18 protein-coding genes are annotated in these 17831 nt (G+C 67.3%); 7 read left to right on the top strand and 11 right to left on the bottom strand.

Going from position 1 to position 17831, the window contains the following annotated elements; genetic code table 11:
• Positions 1-136 precede the first annotated feature (136 nt).
• Positions 137-1009 carry a DMT family transporter gene (locus tag O0J73_RS15110; RefSeq protein ID WP_049456459.1) on the bottom strand — a complete coding sequence of 291 codons (873 nt, stop codon included), beginning with the start codon at positions 1007-1009 and terminating at the stop codon, positions 137-139.
• A 115-nt stretch (positions 1010-1124) separates the two neighbouring features.
• Between O0J73_RS15110 and O0J73_RS15115 the strand changes: the two genes are divergently transcribed.
• Both O0J73_RS15115 and O0J73_RS15120 read left to right on the top strand, forming a co-directional pair.
• Positions 1125-2069 carry a LysR substrate-binding domain-containing protein gene (locus O0J73_RS15115; RefSeq protein WP_197563102.1) on the top strand — a complete coding sequence of 315 codons (945 nt, stop codon included), beginning with the start codon at positions 1125-1127 and terminating at the stop codon, positions 2067-2069.
• Positions 2070-2138: 69 nt separating this feature from the next.
• Positions 2139-2432, top strand: a complete 294-nt coding sequence (locus O0J73_RS15120; protein WP_005408721.1) for a hypothetical protein — start codon at positions 2139-2141, stop codon at positions 2430-2432.
• Positions 2433-2473: 41 nt separating this feature from the next.
• Here the strand turns inward: O0J73_RS15120 and O0J73_RS15125 are convergent, their stop codons facing one another.
• Together O0J73_RS15125 and O0J73_RS15130 are read right to left on the bottom strand one after the other, a co-directional pair.
• Positions 2474-3256: a DUF4349 domain-containing protein gene (locus O0J73_RS15125; RefSeq protein WP_308309060.1), complete on the bottom strand. Its 783-nt coding sequence runs from the start codon at positions 3254-3256 to the stop codon at positions 2474-2476.
• Between the two features lie 32 nt (positions 3257-3288).
• Positions 3289-3645 (bottom strand): GFA family protein, encoded by a 357-nt coding sequence (locus O0J73_RS15130; protein ID WP_006426388.1) that lies wholly within the window; start codon positions 3643-3645, stop codon positions 3289-3291.
• A 112-nt stretch (positions 3646-3757) separates the two neighbouring features.
• On the opposite strand from O0J73_RS15130, the gene O0J73_RS15135 reads away from it, so the two are divergent.
• The gene (locus O0J73_RS15135) at positions 3758-5566 is read left to right on the top strand and encodes a DUF885 domain-containing protein (RefSeq protein WP_006426386.1); all 1809 of its coding nucleotides are present in this window, start codon (positions 3758-3760) and stop codon (positions 5564-5566) included.
• An 84-nt stretch (positions 5567-5650) separates the two neighbouring features.
• Here O0J73_RS15135 and O0J73_RS15140 read toward each other — a convergent pair whose 3' ends face one another.
• Positions 5651-5887 (bottom strand): hypothetical protein, encoded by a 237-nt coding sequence (locus tag O0J73_RS15140; RefSeq protein WP_049456456.1) that lies wholly within the window; start codon positions 5885-5887, stop codon positions 5651-5653.
• 165 nt (positions 5888-6052) lie between these two features.
• On the opposite strand from O0J73_RS15140, the gene O0J73_RS15145 reads away from it, so the two are divergent.
• A complete protein-coding gene (locus O0J73_RS15145) occupies positions 6053-7051 on the top strand; it encodes a polysaccharide lyase (protein ID WP_006426384.1) in 999 nt (332 codons plus the stop codon).
• A gap of 9 nt (positions 7052-7060) precedes the next feature.
• Here O0J73_RS15145 and agp read toward each other — a convergent pair whose 3' ends face one another.
• From agp to O0J73_RS15160, 3 genes are all read right to left on the bottom strand, one after another.
• Positions 7061-8272 carry a bifunctional glucose-1-phosphatase/inositol phosphatase gene (gene agp / locus O0J73_RS15150; protein WP_197563104.1) on the bottom strand — a complete coding sequence of 404 codons (1212 nt, stop codon included), beginning with the start codon at positions 8270-8272 and terminating at the stop codon, positions 7061-7063.
• Positions 8269-10101 (bottom strand): multidrug efflux ABC transporter SmrA, encoded by a 1833-nt coding sequence (gene smrA / locus O0J73_RS15155; RefSeq protein WP_308309053.1) that lies wholly within the window; start codon positions 10099-10101, stop codon positions 8269-8271. The genes agp and smrA overlap by 4 nt, the downstream gene beginning before the upstream one ends.
• A gap of 132 nt (positions 10102-10233) precedes the next feature.
• Positions 10234-11796, bottom strand: coding sequence for a serine hydrolase (locus O0J73_RS15160; protein WP_308309054.1), 1563 nt, complete (start codon positions 11794-11796; stop codon positions 10234-10236).
• Positions 11797-11906: 110 nt separating this feature from the next.
• On the opposite strand from O0J73_RS15160, the gene O0J73_RS15165 reads away from it, so the two are divergent.
• From O0J73_RS15165 to O0J73_RS15175, 3 genes are read left to right on the top strand one after another with little or no spacing between them, the layout of a single operon-like run.
• The gene (locus O0J73_RS15165; RefSeq protein ID WP_197563110.1) at positions 11907-12350 is read left to right on the top strand and encodes a VOC family protein; all 444 of its coding nucleotides are present in this window, start codon (positions 11907-11909) and stop codon (positions 12348-12350) included.
• Positions 12347-13177, top strand: a complete 831-nt coding sequence (locus O0J73_RS15170) for a DUF72 domain-containing protein (protein ID WP_308309055.1) — start codon at positions 12347-12349, stop codon at positions 13175-13177. Before O0J73_RS15165 ends, O0J73_RS15170 begins: the two co-directional genes overlap by 4 nt.
• Before the next feature lie 34 nt (positions 13178-13211).
• Entirely contained in the window at positions 13212-14159 is a 948-nt protein-coding gene (locus O0J73_RS15175) for a DMT family transporter (protein ID WP_006426303.1), read from the top strand.
• A gap of 30 nt (positions 14160-14189) precedes the next feature.
• Here the strand turns inward: O0J73_RS15175 and O0J73_RS15180 are convergent, their stop codons facing one another.
• From O0J73_RS15180 to O0J73_RS15195, 4 genes are all read right to left on the bottom strand, one after another.
• Positions 14190-15350: an AAA family ATPase gene (locus O0J73_RS15180; RefSeq protein WP_308309056.1), complete on the bottom strand. Its 1161-nt coding sequence runs from the start codon at positions 15348-15350 to the stop codon at positions 14190-14192.
• Positions 15351-15513: 163 nt separating this feature from the next.
• Positions 15514-16584, bottom strand: a complete 1071-nt coding sequence (locus O0J73_RS15185) for a sensor domain-containing diguanylate cyclase (protein ID WP_308309057.1) — start codon at positions 16582-16584, stop codon at positions 15514-15516.
• A 123-nt stretch (positions 16585-16707) separates the two neighbouring features.
• Positions 16708-17430 (bottom strand): pseudouridine synthase, encoded by a 723-nt coding sequence (locus O0J73_RS15190; RefSeq protein ID WP_005408708.1) that lies wholly within the window; start codon positions 17428-17430, stop codon positions 16708-16710.
• Positions 17431-17464: 34 nt separating this feature from the next.
• The coding region (locus O0J73_RS15195; RefSeq protein ID WP_308309059.1) for a GGDEF domain-containing protein at positions 17465-17831 on the bottom strand (367 nt) is incomplete at its 5' end.

A 17831-nucleotide genomic window follows, 5' to 3' on the forward strand; every position in this document is an offset into this window, starting at 1 on the left:
GCCGATGCGCAACGCGCATCGGCTCGTGACCGGCGGAACGTTTCTTTTGGTTACTTTTCTTTGCGTACAAAGAAAAGTGACGCCCATGAACGATGAAGCACCTTCAGCACGTGCCACGCGCAAAACGTCGACGCCCTCAGCCCTTCTGGCTCACCGCCACGCTGCCCAGAATCAACGCACCGGCAATCAACATCTGCACCGTCACCGCTTCCCCCAGGAACAGCCACGCGAACGCAGCGCCGAACAGCGGAATCAGATAGGTCACCGTCGATGCGCGCGACGGGCCGATGCGACCGATCAGGCGGTAGAACATCAGGAACGCCAGGCCGGTACACGCCACGCCCAGCGCGATCGCCGCACCCCACGCCTTGAGCGGAATCGCCGCCTGTGGCCAGTGGCTCACCGCCATTGGCAGCATCCACAGCGAGGCGCACGACAACGTCGCCGCAGCAGCGGCCGCCGACGGCAGGCCGGTCATGTGCCGCTTCACCAGGTTTACGCCGAGGCCATACAACAGCGACGCCGCAGCGCCGGCGATCACCGCGGTGCCGATGCTCAGGCCGGACACCTTGGCCGTGGCCAGCACCACCACGCCGGCAAAACCAACCAGCAGCGCGCCGGCACGGCGCATGCCGATCTTCTCGCCGAAGAACAGGAAGGCGATCAGCGCGGCGAACAGCACCGTCATCGCATTGCAGATCGCGCCGATCGCAGCCGGCGCCTGCTCGGCGGCATAGGCGAACAGCACGAACGGCAGCGCCGAATTGATCAGGCCGATCGGTGCCAGCCACAGCCAGCGCCGCGGCGGGAACTGCGCGCGTGCACGCCAAAGGAAAGGCAACAGCACCAGAGCGCCCAGCACCAGCCGCACCTCGACCAGCGCGAACGGGCCGAACGACGGCACCGCCACCCGCATGAACAGGAACGAGCAACCCCAGATGGCGCCCAGCAGGGTCAATTCCAGCGGTGTGCGCCAGTCGCGCTCGGCCGCCTGTGGGACCGCATTCATGCCCTGCCTCCGTCCATCGCCGGTTCCTCGCCAAGGCACACAGGATCGGGCGAAGACGCCCGCCACACAAGCGCGTAGTATCGCTGCCAGCCACAAATATGGTTTGAGGCTGGACATGCAGCTACGCCCTTCCCTGCTCCCCGCACTGGCCGTGTTCGCGGTCGCCGCTCGCCACCAGAACTTCGCCCAGGCCGCGCAGGAACTGCACCTGACCGCCAGCGCGGTCAGCCACCACGTGCGCCGCCTGGAAGAAGTGCTGGAGACCCGGCTCTTCCTGCGCCACGCCCGAGGCGTGCGCCTGACTGCAGAAGGCCGGCAGCTGGCCGACGCGGCCAGTGCCGCGTTCACCGACGTCGCAGCGGTCGCCCACCATCTGCACCCGGATGCCGACAGCGTGCCACTGCGGATCACCACCCTGCGTTCGCTGTCCTACTGCTGGCTGCTGCCCCGGCTGCCACGCTTCACCCAGGCCCATCCGCACATCCGCATCGAGCTGCACACCGGCAGCGGGCTGGATCGCTACGACGACAACGGCCCGGAAGTCGGCATCCGCTATGGGCTGGGCCAGTGGCCCGGCCTGCGCGCGCAGCACCTGATGGACGACTACCTGTTCCCGGTGGCGTCACCGGCGCTGGCCGGCGTTGAATCGCTGGCCGATCCGGCACGCATCGCCGACCTGCCGCTGCTGACCGATCTGTCACCACAGGGTTGGCGCGACTGGTTCCGCCATGCCGGCGTGCGCCCGCCCTCGCCGCTGCCGCCGATGCATACCTTCGCCGACAGTACCGATGCGATGCGCGCCGCGGTGTACGGCATGGGCGCGGTGCTGGCGCGCACCCACATCGCCCAGCCCTACCTGCAGCGCTACGAGGTCGTACGCCTGCCCGGCCCGGCGCTGAAGGCGCGCTACGCGTATCACGTGGTGCATGCCGAAGGGCAACCACCGAGCCAGGCCGCGCGCCTGTTCATCGATTGGCTGCTGGAGCAGGCGCAGGACGAACGCACGCCGATACCCGCGCTGCCGGACAGCCTGCTGGGGCGCCCGGCCACGCGCGACTGACTGCGCCCTCACCCGTTCTTTGCTTCGCGCTGGCTAGGCTGCTGACGAACCCCACAACGTACCCATGCCATGGCCATGCTGCGACTGCGCATCACCGGAACCGAAGACGACGCCCGCGCCATCAGCGACCTGCTGCTCGGCCTTGAGGGCATCGAACACGTAGAGGAAACCGACGACCTGATGCCGCACATGGACGACGACGATTCCAGCTCGGCCGGACTGTCCGATGACATCGGCCCGGGCATCCACGAACTGGAAGTGGAAGTCGGCAACGAGAGCACCGCGCAGAAAGTACGCGACGCGGTGCAGGAACTGGCACTCGAGCTGGACGTGTTCGTCGAATACGAAACCGACGAAGGCTGACACTGGCAGTGCCGGCAAAGGGCCGGCACGCCACGGTCGGGTCAGGGAGTGGGCGGCAGCTTGCGGCGACGACGACGGCGCAACCACGCACGCACGCCCCAGGCGGCGATCAATGCCAGCACGCCCACCGGCAACAACGCGGCGGCGGCACGGATCAGGAACGCAACGCTGATGCTGAGGATGCTGCCCGACTCGCTCAGGGCCTCGCCGATCTCACTGCGGCTGCGCTGGCCGGAGGTGGTGTCGAAATGGAGCGTCACCAGCTGGGTATCGATGCGGCGGCGCTGCTGTGCGGCATCCTTGTTGGCCTGCTCGACGCCGGCCTCGATCTCCGACAGGCGCGTGGTGATCGCCATCAGGTCCTCGACCTTCAGATCCTTGCGGTCCTGGTAGGACAGCAGCCGCGCATGCTCCTTCTCCAGCCGCGCCCTGGTCAGCGCGGTGTCGGCCACCTGCTGCGCGAGGTCCTCGGCGCGCGTACTGCGCGACTGCAGCGTGCCGCCCTCGCCGGCCATGGCGATCAACGGCTCGGTCCCCTTGGGCGCGATACGCACCTTGACCTCGCCACTGGGCTGCTCGCCACTGCGCTGGTCGACCTGCAGCACCGCGCAGTCGCCGAACGTCGCGCTCTGGCAGGCCTGTGCGATCTGCCGGATGCGTGGCGCAATCTGCGCCGCGTCCAGCTGTACCTGCACGTCATGCTCGTAGGCAAGGAACGCGCCTTCCGGTGAAGCAACGGCGGCGTCGGCCGCACTGGCGCCTGCTTCCGCGGCCCGCTGGCCACTCTGGGCGCAGGCAGCCAGCGCCAGCAGCAGCACCGGCATCGCCGCGGCCCGCGTCCACGCATGCAGCGGGCTCAAAGCGCAGCTCCGTCATAGGACATCACCGCCAGCGTGGCCAGGTCCACCTGCGGCACGCAGCGCACGTTCACCGCCACCATCGGCGCGCCGGTACGCGGATCCACCGCTTCGCTGTAGGGCGCGATGCCGCATTCACGGCAATGGTGGTGGTCGATGTGCGCCTTGTTGAAGTGGTAGGTGGCCACGTCGGCCGGGTCGGTGGTCAGCTGGAACGCCTCGCGCGGGGCGAACCACAGCAGGCCGCCGCGGCGCCGGCACATCGAGCAGTTGCAGTCGATGACATCGCTGATCGGCGTTTCGGCCTGCACGGTGAATGCGATCCTGCCGCAATGGCAGCTTCCCTGGTATTCCATGTCCTGCGCTCCGCTGGAGAGTCCTTGTCGGCGCCCATGGTAATCCTATGGCACGGGGACAAAGCAGCCCCAGCGGCCTATGCTCGGGGTTTGACCCTGTACAGGAACGCCGATGCGCCCGCATCTCCTTGCCCTCGCCCTGGTCGCCGCCCTGGCCGGTTGCCAGCCGGCCGACGCCCCTACCACCGGTTCCACGCCGGCCGCCAGCCAGCAGGCCGGTGACGCCGCCGTCGATGCCGCCTTCGCCGATCTGTCCAAGCGCGCCCTGGACACCTGGATGCAGCTGTCGCCGGTCAGCGCCACCCAGATCGGCGACCACCGCTACGACAGCGAGCTGGACGACTTGAGCGCCGCCGGCCAGCTGAAGACCGTAGCCGCCTACAAGGCGCTGCTGGGCGAGCTGGACAAGATCGAGGTGGCCAAGCTGGGCCGCGAGAACCAGGTGGACGCGGCAATCCTCCGCAACCAGTTGCAGTCGGAAATCTGGAACGCCGAAGTGCTGCAGTCCGGCAAGTGGGACCCGCAGCTGTACAACGGCATTGCCGGCAGCGCGATCTATGGCCTGATGGCACGCGAGTTCGCACCGCTGCCGGAGCGCCTGAAGTCGGCTACCGCACGCATGGAAAAGCTGCCGGCGATCTTCGCCCAGGCCCGCGAGAACCTGGACCCGGCCCGCGTGCCGAAGATCCATGCCGAGACCGTGGCCAAGCAGAACAAGGGCATCCTCAGCATCGTCGATACCTTCATCACCCCGCACATCGGTGAACTGCCGCAGGCCGACCAGCAGCGCCTGCAGGCCGCCATCGACGGCCTGAAGAAGGCAGTGGACGAGCAGCAGACCTGGCTGGACAAGACCCTGGTGCCGAACGCCAAGGGTGACTTCCGCATTGGTGCGGAAAAGTACGACCAGAAGCTGAAGTTCGCGCTGAGTTCGTCGCTGTCGCGCCAGGAGATCGGTGAGCGTGCACGCGCCGAACTCAAGCGCGTGCGCGAAGACATGTATGGCATCGCGCAGACCGTACTGAAGGACAAGCCGGGCGCGCCGGAGATGCCCGCCCAGCCGACCGACGAGCAGCAGCAGAAGGCGATCGAAGCCGCGCTGGAACTGGCCTACGCCGACAAGCCGGCACGCGACAAGGTGGTCGACGATGCCAAGGCCGCGCTGGAGCAGTCCACCGCGTTCGTGCGCGAACACGACCTGGTGACCCTGCCCGACGCGCCGGTGGACATCATCCTGATGCCGGAATTCCAGCGTGGCGTGGCCGTGGCCTACTGCGATTCGCCGGGCCCGCTGGACAAGAACCTGAAGACCTTCTACGCCGTGTCGCCGATTCCGGACGACTGGAACGAAAAGCAGGTCGACTCGTTCCTGCGTGAGTACAACTCGCGCATGATCCACCTGCTGAGCATCCACGAAGGCACCCCGGGCCACTACCTGGAGGGCTGGCACTCGGCCAAGTTCCCCTCCACCCTGCGTGCGGTGCTGCGATCGGGCCTGTTCGCCGAAGGCTGGGCGGTCTACACCGAGCGCATGATGCAGGAGCAGGGTTACCTCAACAACGACCCGCTGTTCCACCTGGTGCAGCTGAAGTTCTACCTGCGCACGATCTCCAACGCGATCCTCGACCAGGGCGTGCACGTGGACAACTGGGATCGCGAAAAGGCGATGCACCTGATGACCCACGACGCGTTCCAGCAGGAAAGCGAAGCAGCGGGCAAGTGGGTGCGTGCGCAGCTGACCTCGGCGCAGCTGCCGACCTACTTCGTCGGTGCGCAGGAACACTTCGACACCCGCAAGGCGGTGCAGGAAAAGCTGGGCGACAAGTTCAACCTGAAGGCGTACCACGACCAGGTGCTGTCCTACGGCGCACCACCGGTGCGCTTCGCCCGCCAGCTGATGCTGGACCAGCCGATCGAGTGATCGGGACGGTGTGAGATGAAGCGGAGCGGCCCGAGGAAACCCGGGCCGCTTTTTTTGTTCGCCCCTGCTTGGGCTGCTGCCGGGTCAGAGCAGATGGATGTACATTTTCTTTGAGCCCAGCCGCAGATCTACGAAGTACTCAACACCACAGCCACGACAGGCTGCAGGGCAATCCTCATCGCTGCCCCGCTCGTTTTCCAATGAGCCAGCCACTACCGGGTATCCGCACTCGAAACAGTTGAAAGCCACATGGTTGCCATGCGGATCAGCAGGGATCTCGTCACCCTCACCGTCCATCACGAGAAAATCCGTGATTTTCATCGCCACTCCCTCCCGCTGAATTGATGACGACAGACTAGCCGACTCTTGAGCTTCAGGCGCCGCTCCGGTCCTGAACACTTGCAGAGCGGGCTTGCGCGGCCTCACAACTGGCAAACGACTCCGGGCGCATCGTTCGCACGGCCTTCCCTTTCCCTGCAGGTTCCAATGCGCATACTCGCGCTACGCCTCGGCCTCCTTTCCGCTGCCTTGGCGGCCGGCACTGCCTTCGCCACCTGCCCCTCCCCACCGATCGGACACCCCGACATCCGCGCCCTGGGCTACTACACCGACAAGGCCGGTTCGGTGATCGACCCGGCACTGCACCAGCAGAATCACGATGCCACCGCGCCGTTGGACCGCTATGCCGCCGACGTGGCGCGCATGAGCGACGACTACCTGCGCGATGGTGATTCCGCCGCCGCGCAGTGCACGCTGGCCTGGCTCGGCGCCTGGGCGAAGGACGGCGCGATGCTCGGGCAGATGATCCGGGTCAACAACGATCAATCGTTCTACATGCGGCAGTGGATGCTCGACGCGGTGGCGATGGCCTACCTGAAGGTGCATGACCAGGCCGACCCGCAACAGCGCGCGCGGATCGATCCGTGGCTGCAGCAGCTGGCACGTGCCAACCTGGCGTACTGGGACAATCCGAAACGGCGCCGCAACAACCACTACTACTGGGGCGGCCTGGGCGTACTGGCCACCGGCCTGGCCACCGATGACGAGGCCCTGTGGCAGGCCGGCCACGCTGCCTTCCAGAAGGGCATCGATGACATTCAGGACGATGGCAGCCTGCCGCTGGAAATGGCGCGCGGGCAACGCGCCCTGCACTATCACGACTACGCGCTGGCGCCACTGGTGATGATGGCTGAACTGGCGCGGCTGCGCGGCCAGGAATGGTACGCCAGCCGGGATCACGCCATCGACCGCCTTGCCCGCCGCGTCATCGAAGGCAGCAAGGACCCCGCGTGGTTCAACGAACGCACCGGCGTTGCACAGCTGCCGCTGCAGGCCAGCGGCTGGGTCGAGTTCTACCGGTTGCGCTCACCGGATGGTGGCCTGTTCGACGCGGCACATGCACGCGGGCCGTTCCACTCGCCGCGGCTGGGGGGCGATCTTACCCTGATGGCCACGCACGGCATCGTGCGCACGCCGCTGCGTTAGCGGCGTGCCTCAGCGGGCTGCCGGATGCAGCAGGCGCTGGAACTCGGCGACGGTGCAGCCCTGTGCCGCGCACCCCGGCACACGCAGCGCGACCCGACCCGGCGGCTGCGCCTCGGTCAGCGGCTGCGCATCACGCAGCTGCGCGCTGGTTGGGTAGACGTAGGCCAGGCGGATCCGCTCCACGCCGCTGTGGCGGTCACGCCAGCGCTCGAACTGCAGCAGGCCACCGATCGGTGTCTTCTCGTACTGCCCCGGCAGCGTGTAGTCGCTGATTCCCAGCGCTGCCAGAACGGAACCGATGTTGGAATCGTGGCCAACCAGCAGCATCACCTTTGGCGAGGCCGCATCTTCAAACAACGCGCCCAATCGTTCCAGCAGCGGCCCGGCCACATCCCGCGCCACCTCGGGTGTTCCGAACAGGATGTCCTGGTAGTGGTTGCGGATCTGCGCCAGTGCCTGCCATTGCGCCTCCGTGTTCAACCGGCCCCAGCCTTCGCGCGGAATTCCACTTCCCTGGTAGTGCTCCATCAGCAAGGCATCGACCAGCCCGCTGGCCAGGGCCAGGGATCCGAAGACGCGCGGCTCCTTGCCCGCCTCTGCGCTGAAGCGGGTGCCGGCCAGGGTCAGACGGCAGTCACTGTGGCCCTCGCACGCCGCCGACTGCGGATAGCGGGTGATCGCCTCCACCACGGACAGGGCCGGCTCCAGCTGCGAACGTACCAACGCCTGCTGCATCGCCGACTGCGCGCGTTCGCGGAACGGCGCGTCATCGCGGCGGATCACCGGATTGAACAGCGGGTCCATCGTGCCCAGTGGCATGCGCTGTTCGACCGTGACATGGCAGCCCGGGAAGGCACCGGCCACGAAAAACTGCGCGGTGGCCTGGGTGCGCTGCAGGCTGTTGGCATGGGCGTGGAAGTCGGCCGGCTGCGGGCAATCCGACACCGGCAACAGCTGTGCCTGCCGCAGCCACTGGCCCATGTAGCGGCCCATGTAGACCTCCAGCACGCCGCCCTTGGTGGTCAGCTCACCCGCAGCGACATCCCAGCGCGGCCAGGTTTCCGGTGTCGCGTTGGCAAGAGCGCCGGAGGCCACCACCGGCGCGCGCAGGTTGTGGCGGCTGAGCAGGACGACCTGCTCGAGCTGGTCGCCTTCCACCGGCGCTGTCGCCGCCGTTGCGGCCGGGGTCGCAAGGCTGAGTGCCAGCAGCAGGGCAATCACTGATCGGCCGCCACGAAACCACCGGTCTGCCGCGCCCACAACCGCGCATACAGGCCGCCGGCCGCAATCAGTTCGGCATGGGTACCGGTCTCGACGATGCGGCCCTGGTCCATCACCACCAGCCGGTCCATGCGCGCGATGGTCGACAGCCGGTGCGCGATCGCGATCACCGTCTTGCCGCCCATCAATTCATCCAGGCTGTCCTGGATTGCCGCCTCAACTTCAGAATCCAGCGCCGAGGTCGCCTCGTCCAGCACCAGGATCGGTGCGTCCTTCAGCAGCACGCGGGCAATGGCGATGCGCTGGCGCTGGCCGCCGGACAGCTTCACGCCACGCTCGCCGACGTGGGCGTCGTAGCCCCGACGGCCCTGCCCGTCCACCAGCGTATCGATGAAGGCCTCGGCACGTGCCTTGGCCACGGCAGCACGCAGCTGTTCCTCGGTCGCATCCGGGCGTCCGTACAGCAGGTTGTCGCGGATCGAACGATGCAGCAGCGAGGTGTCCTGGGTGACCACGCCGATCTGCTGCCGCAGGCTTTCCTGGGTGACGTGCGCAATATCCTGGCCATCAATCAGGATGCGGCCGCTTTCCAGGTCGTACAGGCGCAGCAGCACGTTGACCAGGGTCGATTTGCCGGCGCCGGACGGGCCAACCAGGCCAATCTTCTCGCCTGGCTTCACCACCAGGTCCAGGCCGGCGATCACGCCGCCCTTCTTGCCATAGTGGAAGTGGATGTCCTGGAAATGCACGCCACCGCGGGTCACCTGCAGCGGCACCGCATCCTCGCGGTCCTGCACGGTCAGCGGCTGGGCGATGGTGGTGATGCCATCCTGCACCGTGCCGATGTCCTCGAAGATGCCGTTGATGGTCCACATGATCCAGCCGGACATGTTGTGGATGCGGATCACCAGGCCGGTGGCCAGGGTGATCGCGCCGACCGTGATGTGGCCGCCGTTCCACAGCCACAACGCCAGCCCGCAGGTACCGGCAATCAGGAAACCGTTGACGATGGCGATGGTCAGGTCCATGCCGGTGGTGATGCGGGTCTGCGCGCGGTGCTTGACCGCCAGTTCCTGGATCGACTCGGCCACGTAGGCCTGCTCGCGCCCGCCATGGGCGAACAGCTTCAGCGTGGGGATGTTGGTGTAGCCATCGACGATGCGGCCCATCGCCTTGGAACGCGCTTCGGAGGCGATCCAGGCCCGTTCCTTGGCGCGCGGCACGAAGTAGAACAGGATCACCGCATAGGCCAGCAGCCACAGGATCAGCGGCACCATCAGCCGCCAGTCGGCCTGCGCGAACAGGTACAGCGCGGTGCCGGTGTAGACCACGATGTACCAGAGCGAATCGACCATCTGCACCGCCGACTCGCGCAGCGAGGTGCCGGTCTGCATCACCCGGTTGGCGACGCTGCCGGCAAAGTCATTCTGGAAGAAGCTCAGGCTCTGCCGCACCACATAGTTGTGCATCAGCCAGCGCGAACGGTTGCTCAGGCCCGGCACGATGGCCTGGTTGACCAGCAGGTTGTGCAGGCCGACCAGGATCGGCCGCGCGATGACCGTGATGAACAGCATCCAGCCCAGTTCATTGGCGTGGCGCGTGAAGAAATCGGCACCCGGCTGCTCGGCGACCATGTCGACGATGCGGCCCAGGTAATCGAACATGGCCACTTCCACCAGCGCCAGCAGCAGGCCGGCGATGAGCGTGGCCAGCAGCACCGGCCACACCGGGCGCAGGTAGTGCAGGTAGAACGGCAGCACCTTGCGCGGTGGCATGCGCCCATCCACGGGCGGGAATACCGGAATCAGGGATTCAAACCAACGGAACATTGCATTCCCTCGCCTCTTGCAAGCGGCGGAGTATCCCACGCCGCATGTGTACGCCAGCCGACGATCGCCTGATCACTCCGGTCGTCGCCCGCCTTGGCGGGCGCCCTACCGCAGGCCAACCAAGGTTGGCCTCTACCGGGCCACCGGGGTGAACAGCAGGTCCTGGAAATCGAAGCTGAAATCGGTCAGGTCGGAGATCGATTGCATGCGCACGTCACGTACCTTGCCGTCCGGGTCCAGGGTGAAGCTCACGAACGCGTCGGCGTTGAGCGAACGATCATCCCAGCGCACGATGAAGGTGTCGTGCTGCCAGTGCTCCAGGCGACCGCTCAGCTGCGCGGTCTTCATGAAGCGCAGGCGCAGGCCCTTGCCCTCGCTGCTGACCTGCATGTCGCCATACCAGCGGTCGCGGAACGTCCCGGTGTAGCCGGCCAGCGCCAGCGACGGCGCGCTGCGCTTGTCCCGTGCAGCCTGGTGCTTGGCCCAGGCTTCATCCGCCTTGTCCTGGCCCTTGGCCACGGCCTTGGCGTAGGCATCGACCCAGTCGTGCTTCTCCCCGCCCAGGTAGGCATCGAGCACGCTCAGGGTGATCGCGTTGAACGCCGCGCCCACTTCCTGGTTGGTCAGCACCACCACGCCCAGCTTCTCGCCCGGCACCAGGGTCAGCCGCGAGACCATGCCCGGCCAGCCACCGGTATGCCAGACCAGCTTCTGGCCGCGGTAATCACTCAGGCTCCAGCCTTCGCCATAGCCGGCAAAGTTGGCCCGCGCCGGGGCCAGCTCCGGCACGCTTGGCGCCGGGATCGACTGCGGCGTGATCATCCGCCACATCTGCCGCTGGCTCTTCTCGGTGAACAGCGGCGTGCCATCGGCCAGCTTGCCCTCGGCCAGCTGCACCTGCATCCAGCGCGCCATGTCATGCGCGCTGGAATAGATGCCACCGGCGCCGGCATTGTTCGACCAGGTCAGCGGCGCAACGGTGCGCAGGTCCTTGAAATCGTACTTGGCGTGGCCGACGGCCGCCGTGTCGCCCGGCTTCAGGTGATCGGCGTTGTAGCGCGTGCCGGCCATGCCCACCTTGTCGAAGATGCGGGTCTGCAGGAACTGCTGGTAGCTCATGCCCGAGACGTGCTCGATCACCTGCTGGGCCACCGCGTACAGGATGTTGTCGTAGGCATAGCTTTCGCGGAAACCTCCCTTCAGCGGCACCTGGCCCAGCCGCTGCACCACTTCGGCGTTGCTGTAGGACGTGGTCGGCCAGAACAGCAGGTCACCGGCGCCCAGGCTCAGGCCACTGCGGTGCGAGAGCAGGTCGCGGATCGTCATCTGCCCGGTCACGAACGGGTCGGACATGCGGAACGACGGCAGGTGGTCGATCACCTTGTCGTCCATTTTAAGCTTGCCGTCTTCGGCCAGCAGGTTCAGCGAAGTGGCAGTGAACGCCTTGGTGTTGGACGCAATGGCGAACAGCGTGTCGGCCTGCACCGGCTCCGGCCTGCCCTGCTCGCGCACGCCCCAGCCGCGTTCCAGCACCACCTGGCCATCCTTGACCACGGCCACGGCAATGCCGGGCACGTCGAACTGTGCGCGCACGCGCTCGACCGTCGCATCCAGATCCTGCAGCGGCGTCGGGGTCGACGCGCTCGCCATGGTCGTGCAGGCCAGCAGCACGGCGCCTCCAATCCAGGTTTTCATCCAGCACCATCTCCGAACAGGGGTCGCGGCCATGTGCAGGCCGTCACCGGGGTTTCGCGGAATGGTAACGGTCAGCGGCGCACCCTGCCCTGTGCCATAGGAGGGGTGTCATGGGCGAGAACAGCCAGCCGGGCAACGGCTCCACCATCATTCCGTGCCTGCGCTACCGCGACGCGCTGGCCGCCATCGACTGGCTGCAGCGCGCCTTCGGCTTCCACGCCCAGGCCGTCTACGCCGATGGCGAGACCGTGTTCCATGCGCAGCTGGCCTTCGGCCACGGCATGATCATGCTCGGTTCGGCCAGCAACCAGAGTGCGTGGACCGAGCACACCGCCATGCCTGATGAGGTCGGTGGGCGCCAGACCCAGAGCGCGTGCGTGATCGTCACCGATGCCGATGCGCACTACGCCCGCGCCAAGGCCGCCGGGGCACGCATCGTCATCGACATCGCCGACCAGGACTATGGCGGCCGCGGCTACGCCTGCGCCGACCCGGAAGGCTACCTGTGGTGGTTCGGCAGCTACGACCCGTGGCGCGCGGACCACGGCCAGTGACGGCCGCTTCCCGGCAGGCGGCCATCCGCTGCGGCATCGGTGGCTGGGTATTCCCCGAATGGCGCGGCGGCATGTTCTATCCGGCCGGGCTTGCGCAGCGCGAAGAACTTGCGCATGCCAGCCGTGCGTTGCGCTGCATCGAGATCAACGGCACCTTCTACCGCACGCCCACGCCGGCCCAATGTGCGCAATGGGCGGCGCAGACGCCGCAGGACTTCCGTTTCTCGATGAAGGCACCACGCTACCTGGTACAGCGCCGCGACCTGTCCAGCACGGTAGAGGCCGCCGCCCCATTCCTGCAGGCTGCGCTCGCGCTGGGCGACCGGCTCGGTCCGTTGCTGTGGCAGTTCGATCCGCGTCATCCGGCCGATGCCGATGCACTGGACGCGCTGATGGCGCAGCTGCCGAAGCAGCTGGACGGTGTGCCGCTGCAGCACGCGCTGGAAGTACGCAACGCCGCCGCGCACGGCCCGGCGCTGGTTGCTGCCGCGCGGCGCCATGAGGTGGCTCTGGCGATCGAGGACAGCGACGAGGCGCCGCTGCACGGCGATGTCAGTGCCGGTTTCGTCTACGCGCGGATCAAGCGCAGCCAGGCCCGCTTGAAGGAGGGCCTGCCAGCGTCGGTGCAGCAACGCTGGGCCGAACGCGCACGGCGCTGGTCACAAGGCGCGCCCGTGGACGACCTGCCCTGCCTGGCCGAACCGCCCCCGGCCAGACCCCGCGAGGTCTATCTGCTGTGCATCGGCGCAGGCAAGGCACGCAATCCGGCGGCGGCGATGGCGTTGCAGCGGCGGGTCGACGCCAACGGCAATCGCGTGGACGAATAGCACTACGGCCATCGCCTTGCCTCACAATAGGCGGATGAGCACACCCGACACCCGCAAAGCACTCTGGCAGATCCATTTCTGTGTCCTGCTGTGGGGCGTCACCGCCATCCTCGGCAAGCTGATCACCCTGCCCGCGCTGCCTTTGGTGTGGTGGCGCATGCTGCTGGTGACGGCAATGCTGGCCCTGCTGCCGCGGGTCTGGCGCGGGTTGCGCACCCTGCCCTTGCGACTGGTGGCCGGCTACGCCGGCATCGGAGCGCTGGTCGCCCTGCACTGGCTGACCTTCTATGGCGCGGTGAAGCTGGCCAATGCGTCGGTGGCCGCCACCTGCATCGCGCTCGCACCGGTGTTCACCTCGATCATCGAACCGTGGGTGGCCAAGCGGCCGTTCCAGCTGCGCGAACTCGCCTTTGGCCTGGCCGTGCTGCCCGGTGTTGCGCTGGTGGTCGGTGGCGTACCCGATGGCATGCGCCTGGGTGTGTTGATCGGCGCAATTTCGGCTCTGCTGGTGGCGGTGTTCGGCTCGCTCAACAAACGCATGGTCAGCCACGCCGATCCGCTGACAGTCACCGCGCTGGAGCTGGGTGCGGGTACCCTCACCCTGACCCTGCTGGCACCGCTGATGCCGTACCTGCTGCCGGCACTGGCCAGCCCGCTGTGGATCGTCCCGGACCTGCACGACGGCATCCTGCTGCTGGTGCTGGCCGGCTTCTGCACGCTGCTGCCGTTCGCGCTGGCGCTGGTCGCGCTGCGCCACCTGAGCGCCTACACGGTGCAGCTGGTCACCAACCTGGAACCGGTCTATGCCGTGCTGCTGGCGGTGGTGCTGCTGCGCGAACAGCACGAGGTCACCCCGTGGTTCTACCTGGGCGTGGCGATCATCGTCGGCGCGGTGTTCCTGCATCCGCTGCTGAACCGACGCAAGCCGGTGCAGCACCCGGAGATTCTCGGTACGGCCGAAGCACGCAACATCGCTGATTGAACGCATCCACGCGGGGCATCGATTGCCGTATCACCGCTGCGGCCAGTGCCATGCCGGAACATCCAGAAGGCCCTGTCCGCTCAGCAGCGTGCGCCCATGTTCCTTGTGCAGGTGCAGCGAATGGCACCCCGGCGCCTGTTCCAGCGCCGCGATCAGGCGGCTGGCATGTGACACCACCCATACCTGGCTGCGCGCACTGGCGGCAATGATCAGCCGTGCCAGTGCCGGCAGCAGGTCCGGATGCAGGCTGGTCTCCGGCTCGTTCAGCACCAGCAGCGGCGGCGGCCGTGGCGTGTGCAGGGCGGCGGCCAGCAACAGGAAACGCAGGGTGCCATCGGACAGTTCCGCCATCGACAACGGCCGCAGCAGGCCGGGCTGGTGGAAGCGCAGGGCCAGCCGACCGTCCAGCTCCTCGAAGCCCACGGAGGCACCCGGGAAGGCATCCTCAACACTGCGAGCCAACCCGACCGGATCTCCGATCTCGACAATGGTGACCCAGGCCGCGGCCAGATCGCGGCCGTCGTGATGCAGCACCGGCGTCCGCGTGGCCATCGCCGGCTGTCGCGCCGGCGCATCGGCATCGCTGCGGAAGTGATCATAGAAGCGCCAGCGGCGGATGTACTCACGCAGGGCGATGGTTTCCGGCATGCGCTGCGGATCACCGACCTGCGTGAACAGGCTGTCGAACAGCGACAAGCGGTCATCGATCAGATCCCAGCCGCGCGCATGGCGTTGCCGCACCCTCGCCCCGCGGCGATCGACCAGCAGGTTGGCGCTGCGCAGGAACGGCCCGGCCCAGATCGCCTCGGCCTTGATCTGCGGGTCCAGTGCAAACGCCGAACGACTGGGCGGCGGGTAGCCCAGATCGATGGCGTAGCCGAATTCGTCGGTGGCAAATCCCAGTTTCAGGCCCACGGAAGCCTGCCGCGGGCCGCCCTGCAGCGGAATCTCGCCGGCCATCACCCGGCGATCAAGGGTTTCGGGGCCGGCCCATAGCGCCGAGGCGAGCCCGCCTTCACGGGCCAGCACCGCCGCAACGCCGCCCTGTGCGGTTTCCGCCAGCAGGCGCAGCGCGCGGTACAGGCTGGATTTGCCGCTACCGTTGTCGCCGGTGACCACATTCAACTGCTGCAGCGGCAGCACCAACCCATGCAGCGAGCGATAGTGCGCAATGGCCAGGGTCTGCAGCATGCTCGAGGTCCGTGGAAACAGGACCGCCATGCTGGCCGGTCCTGATCGCACAAGCTGCGACGTGGTGTGAATCGGGGAGAGCATCCACGCATGGCGTGGATCTACTGGAACGGGATCGAATCACCACGCATCGCATGCGTTCAGCGCGCGAGTCGCCGGTGTTTCAGCCCGCCAGCTCCACGCGGTTGCGGCCGTTGCCCTTGGCGCGGTACAGCGCCTTGTCGGCGCGTGCCAGCATCTGGTCCACGCTTTCGCCGGACTGGTGCTGGGCAACGCCGATGCTGATGGTCACCGGGAAACCGAGCGGCAGCTCGGCTACCGCCAGGCGAAGGAACTCGCATTGCCGTTCGGCCGCGCGCAGGTCGGTGGCGGGCATCACCGCGACAAACTCCTCGCCACCGTAGCGTGCCGCCATGCCGCGACCGGCGAAGTGCGAGCGCAGCAGCGTGCCCAGCTCGGCCAGCACCCGGTCGCCGGTGGCATGGCCCTGGAAGTCGTTGATGTGCTTGAAGTGGTCGATGTCCAGCAGCGCGACACAGGCTGCACCCGGCTGCTCGCCGTTCATCGCCACGGCCTCCTCCAGCGCCGCCGCCATCGCGCGCCGGTTGGGCAGGCCGGTCAGCGCATCGGTGCGGCTCTGTTCGGCCAGGTCGGCATTCTGGGCCAGCAGCACGTCCTGGTACTCCGACAGCAGTCGCTCGTAGTCGTCGCGTTCCAGCATGTGCTTCTGGATGTCGAGCGCGAAACGGCGCAGCTCCATCACCAGCATCACCTGCCGCGACAGCGCGGCCAAAGCCTCGGCCTTGTCACTGGCCAGGCGTTGCGGATGCGCGTCGAACACGCACAGCGTACCCAGTGGCAGGCCGTCGGAACTGATCAGGGGCGCACCCGCGTAGAAGCGGACATGCGGATCGCCGGTCACCACCGGATTGTCATGGAAGCGGATGTCCTGCAGCGCGTCCTCGACCACCATGATCTGTTGCGGCTGCAGGATGGCGTGGCCGCACATCGATTCGCTGCGCAGGTTCTCCGCAGCATCAATGCCCTGGATCGACTTGAACCACTGCCGCTCGACGTCGATCAGGGTGACGGCGGCCATCGAGGTGCCGCAGACCGCCTTGGCGATCACCACCAGGTCATCGAAGGATTTCTCGCGCTCCGAATCCAGGATGCGGTAGCGGTACAGCGCCTCAAGCCGAAGGGCTTCGTTGGCAGGCTTGTCGGGCTTGATCATGCAGCGTCATGTTCCGGCAGGTCACTGCGAAGTCTAGCCGATGCGGGCGCGCAATCCGCGCACCGGGTGGTGCCGGCCACGGGCCGGCATCCCGGGTACATCGCAGGCACGTTGCAGCCGGCCCTACCAGTCCAGCTGCTTCGGCAGCAGGCCCTGCAGCTCCTGCTCGGTCAGGTTGCGCCACTGGCCCGGCTTCAGCGCACCGATCTTGATGTTGTCGATGCGCACGCGGCGCAGCTGGGTCACGCGGTAGCCGAATTCAGCCGCCATCAGGCGGATCTGCCGGTTCAGGCCCTGCTGCAGGGTGATGCGGAAACCGAACTTGGCGATCCGCGAGGTCTTGCACGGCAGCGTCATCTGGTCGTGGATGCGTACGCCGCGCGCCATGCCGCGCAGGAACTCGTCGGTGACCGGCTTGTTCACCGCCACCAGGTATTCCTTCTGGTGCCCGTTCTCGGCGCGCAGGATCTGGTTGACGATGTCGCCGTTGCTGGTCATCAGGATCAGCCCTTCCGACTCCTTGTCCAGGCGGCCGATCGGGAAGATGCGCTGTTCGTGGCCCACGAAGTCGACGATGTTGCCCTTGACCGATGTTTCGGTGGTGCAGGTGACGCCCACCGGCTTGTTCAGCGCGATGTAGACGTGGCGGCGGGCGCCGGGCTTGCGGGCGACGCGGGCGCGCAGCGGCTGGCCGTCGACCAGCACCTGGTCTTCCTCGCCCACCACCGCGCCGGTGCCGGCCGGATGGCCGTTGACGGTGACGCGGCGGGCGGCGATCAGGCGATCGGCCTCGCGGCGGGAGCAGAAGCCGGTGTCGGCGATATGTTTGTTGAGTCGGGTGGTCATCGCCCTATTATCCGGCATCGCCGCCCGCCGCGCTTCATGCCGGTGCGGCCGGATCAAGCTCTTCGCCGTCGAACACCCGGTTGCGGCCGGCGCGCTTGGCCACGTACATGGCATGGTCGGCCCGGCGCAGCAGCCCGGCCAGATCGTCCTCGCCCGGTCGCCATTGCGCCAGTCCAATGCTGGCGGTCACTTCGAGCCCTGGTACCTGCAGTGCCTGGCCGGCCTCGGTGATGCGCTGGCGCAGGCGGTCCAGCCGCGCCGACGCGGTTTCGCGCGGCATGCCCGGCATCAGCAGCAGGAACTCCTCGCCGCCCATCCGCACCACTTCGTCCTGGCTGCGCACCGCCGCGCGCAGGGCGCGCGCCCCCGCCCCCCCCCCCAGGGCGCCCCCCCCCAGGCCC

Origin of the sequence: Stenotrophomonas sp. Sm6012, from assembly GCF_030985895.1 — a bacterium.
GTDB classification, from domain to species: Bacteria; Pseudomonadota; Gammaproteobacteria; order Xanthomonadales; family Xanthomonadaceae; genus Stenotrophomonas; species Stenotrophomonas forensis.

What these genes read in the sequence shown, in the direction of transcription:
- O0J73_RS15185 (WP_308309057.1), bottom strand. Translation starts at nt 16,584, where the DNA reads ATGATCAAGCCCGACAAGCCTGCCAACGAAGCCCTTCGGCTTGAGGCG.
- O0J73_RS15160 (WP_308309054.1), bottom strand. Translation starts at nt 11,796, where the DNA reads ATGAAAACCTGGATTGGAGGCGCCGTGCTGCTGGCCTGCACGACCATG.
- O0J73_RS15180 (WP_308309056.1), bottom strand. Translation starts at nt 15,350, where the DNA reads ATGCTGCAGACCCTGGCCATTGCGCACTATCGCTCGCTGCATGGGTTG.
- O0J73_RS15125 (WP_308309060.1), bottom strand. Translation starts at nt 3,256, where the DNA reads ATGCCGGTGCTGCTGCTGGCGCTGGCTGCCTGCGCCCAGAGTGGCCAG.
- O0J73_RS15130 (WP_006426388.1), bottom strand. Translation starts at nt 3,645, where the DNA reads ATGGAATACCAGGGAAGCTGCCATTGCGGCAGGATCGCATTCACCGTG.
- O0J73_RS15145 (WP_006426384.1), top strand. Translation starts at nt 6,053, where the DNA reads ATGCGCATACTCGCGCTACGCCTCGGCCTCCTTTCCGCTGCCTTGGCG.
- smrA (WP_308309053.1), bottom strand. Translation starts at nt 10,101, where the DNA reads ATGTTCCGTTGGTTTGAATCCCTGATTCCGGTATTCCCGCCCGTGGAT.
- O0J73_RS15190 (WP_005408708.1), bottom strand. Translation starts at nt 17,430, where the DNA reads ATGACCACCCGACTCAACAAACATATCGCCGACACCGGCTTCTGCTCC.
- O0J73_RS15135 (WP_006426386.1), top strand. Translation starts at nt 3,758, where the DNA reads ATGCGCCCGCATCTCCTTGCCCTCGCCCTGGTCGCCGCCCTGGCCGGT.
- O0J73_RS15140 (WP_049456456.1), bottom strand. Translation starts at nt 5,887, where the DNA reads ATGAAAATCACGGATTTTCTCGTGATGGACGGTGAGGGTGACGAGATC.
- O0J73_RS15165 (WP_197563110.1), top strand. Translation starts at nt 11,907, where the DNA reads ATGGGCGAGAACAGCCAGCCGGGCAACGGCTCCACCATCATTCCGTGC.
- O0J73_RS15110 (WP_049456459.1), bottom strand. Translation starts at nt 1,009, where the DNA reads ATGAATGCGGTCCCACAGGCGGCCGAGCGCGACTGGCGCACACCGCTG.
- O0J73_RS15115 (WP_197563102.1), top strand. Translation starts at nt 1,125, where the DNA reads ATGCAGCTACGCCCTTCCCTGCTCCCCGCACTGGCCGTGTTCGCGGTC.
- O0J73_RS15120 (WP_005408721.1), top strand. Translation starts at nt 2,139, where the DNA reads ATGGCCATGCTGCGACTGCGCATCACCGGAACCGAAGACGACGCCCGC.
- O0J73_RS15175 (WP_006426303.1), top strand. Translation starts at nt 13,212, where the DNA reads ATGAGCACACCCGACACCCGCAAAGCACTCTGGCAGATCCATTTCTGT.